The sequence below is a fragment of the Pseudomonas agronomica genome (assembly GCF_025917275.1).
Classification (GTDB): domain Bacteria; phylum Pseudomonadota; class Gammaproteobacteria; order Pseudomonadales; family Pseudomonadaceae; genus Aquipseudomonas; species Aquipseudomonas agronomica.
The window spans coordinates 1-2,006 of sequence record NZ_JAOSHO010000711.1 but is presented as its reverse complement, the minus strand read 5'-3'; the positions used below and the strand labels follow the sequence as shown (position 1 = coordinate 2,006).

Annotated in this window: 4 protein-coding genes; 2 read left to right on the top strand and 2 right to left on the bottom strand. The window is 58.9% G+C overall.

All coding sequences use genetic code 11. The features are described 5' to 3' along the window. The coding region (locus OC610_RS26430; RefSeq protein WP_264432127.1) for an endonuclease at positions 1 to 338 on the top strand (338 nt) is incomplete at its 5' end. Between the two features lie 124 nt (positions 339 to 462). Here OC610_RS26430 and OC610_RS26425 read toward each other — a convergent pair. Then, entirely contained in the window at positions 463 to 828 is a 366-nt protein-coding gene (locus OC610_RS26425; RefSeq protein WP_264432124.1) for an SPOR domain-containing protein, read from the bottom strand. A 247-nt stretch (positions 829 to 1,075) separates the two neighbouring features. Between OC610_RS26425 and csrA the strand changes: the two genes are divergently transcribed. Next, entirely contained in the window at positions 1,076 to 1,270 is a 195-nt protein-coding gene (gene csrA / locus OC610_RS26420; RefSeq protein ID WP_003179932.1) for a carbon storage regulator CsrA, read from the top strand. A 192-nt stretch (positions 1,271 to 1,462) separates the two neighbouring features. On the opposite strand, the gene OC610_RS26415 is transcribed toward csrA, so the two are convergent. After that, positions 1,463 to 1,918, bottom strand: coding sequence for a DUF2214 family protein (locus OC610_RS26415; protein ID WP_264432119.1), 456 nt, complete (start codon positions 1,916 to 1,918; stop codon positions 1,463 to 1,465). Between the last annotated feature and the right edge of the window lie 88 nt (positions 1,919 to 2,006).

The following is a 2,006-nucleotide window of genomic DNA, read 5'->3' as shown; positions in this document are numbered from 1 at the left end:
CCAGCATTGGCGAGGTCAATGGCGATCGCAGCAATTTCAGCTTCGGCTGGTTGCCGGTGCAGAAGGGTCAGTACGGCTCATGCCTGACCCAAGTGGACTTCAAGGCCAAGAAAGTCATGCCCCGCCCGTCCATCCGAGGGATGATCGCCCGGACGTATTTCTACATGAGCAAACAGTACGGCCTGCGCCTGTCGAAACAGGACCGGAGCCTGTATGAAGCCTGGGACAAGACCTATCCCGTGCAGGCCTGGGAGCGCCAGCGCAACCAGAGCGTCGCGTGCGTGATGGGTCGTGGAAACGAATTCGTCGGCCCGGTGGACCTGAAGGCCTGCGGCTGAGCTGGCATTTGTGAACCGCACAAACCAACTGTGGGAGCGAGCTTGCTCGCGATAGAGGGATTCCAATAAACGGATCCACCGCTATCGCGAGCAAGCTCGCTCCCACACGTTTTGTCCTGCCCGATTATTTGGCCGTTGGATAATCCACAACCTGAGTCTCGATGTTGCGCTTCTTGGCGCGGACCAGGGCAGCGGTGATCTGTTCCTGCTTCGCTTGAGCCTCGGCCTCGGAGCTCAACGGCCCGACCAGAACCCGATCCTTGCCGCCCTCCCTGACGACAGTGGACATGAAGCCGTGCTCGATCAGCCATCCGGTGAGATCGCTGACGGCCTGGGGCGTCTCGCCGCGAACCTCGACCGCCCATTGCGGCGCCGCAGCGGCCGCCGGCGTGGAACTCGCCACTGCTTTCGGCTTGGGTGCCTCGACGTCGCGCCCTTCTCCACATCCCGCCAGCGCCAGTACCGCGATAACCCAAGCCAATTTACGCACAACGATTCCCTCGCAAGATATGAAGCGGGGATTTTAGCATCCACTCTCGCCAACAACGCCCTAAACAGTGCGCAAAACACGAGAATCCTGCCCGGCGTCTCTGTATAGTCGCACCCTGGGAATTAATGCTGCGTCTGCACGTCAGAAAGAGGCACCCACATTGTGACACTTAGCACTAATCTATAAGCAGTACCGACATCTGCACTGTCTGAATCAGGTGCCCTATAAAGCAATCAAGGAGAACACCATGCTGATACTCACCCGCAAAGTCGGTGAAAGCATAAATATTGGTGACGACATCACGATCACCATTCTGGGCGTAAGCGGCCAACAAGTCCGGATCGGCATCAACGCCCCGAAAAACGTTGCGGTGCATCGCGAAGAGATTTATCAGCGTATCCAGGCCGGCCTTACCGCCCCGGACAAGCCTCAAACGCCCTGAGCCTTGCCGCAGTCCGCAGCCAGCCCGTTTGCATCACCGCAAGGCTGGCTAAAGATGCATATCGACCGCGCCTCGCCCCGCCCCATCCGCCTTGACCTCGTCCAGCCGTGAAACCGATATTAATGGCTTGCCTCGTAGCATGGCTGTCAGACGTTTCGTTTTAATGGCGAAGAAGCGGGCGTTCGTGGCCGGTCAACCCAAGCTCACGCCGCGAGCCATCCCCGTGGCGGCGATCACCATCAGGATCAACAGCAACGCCTCCAAATGGCTGATCCGTGCAAAGCGCCCCGCCCTCGATGGATCGATCGCGCCCCCTTTGCCGAGGGCTATCCGCCATTTGATCAGGGCGATCATCGGCGCGACTTCAAGCAACAGGATCAACACGAGCAACGTCATCTTCAGGTGAAACAGCGGCTGATGCAGGTAATAGTCAGCGCCTTTTTCGTACCCGGCAAAAGCGCGCATCCCGCCCGTTACCAGCAACACCAGCGCTGAAAGCCCCCATATGTTGTCTGCAACCAGGACATTGCGAACCACGTCCGCGCCCCCTGCGAGGCGGCGCAATGCCGTGCCACGAGTCAGCACCGCCCAGAACCCGAGGGCGAACGCCAGGAGATGGATGGCCGCGAGAGACCAGTGAGCGAGCATGGGAGGGCTCCTGTCAGAGGATGTCGAATTGACCTGACAGTACTAGCTCATAATTAATCGATTGCCAGGGTTGGAATGCAAAAAACTG

What these genes read in the sequence shown, in the direction of transcription:
- csrA (WP_003179932.1), top strand. Translation starts at nt 1,076, where the DNA reads ATGCTGATACTCACCCGCAAAGTCGGTGAAAGCATAAATATTGGTGAC.
- OC610_RS26415 (WP_264432119.1), bottom strand. Translation starts at nt 1,918, where the DNA reads ATGCTCGCTCACTGGTCTCTCGCGGCCATCCATCTCCTGGCGTTCGCC.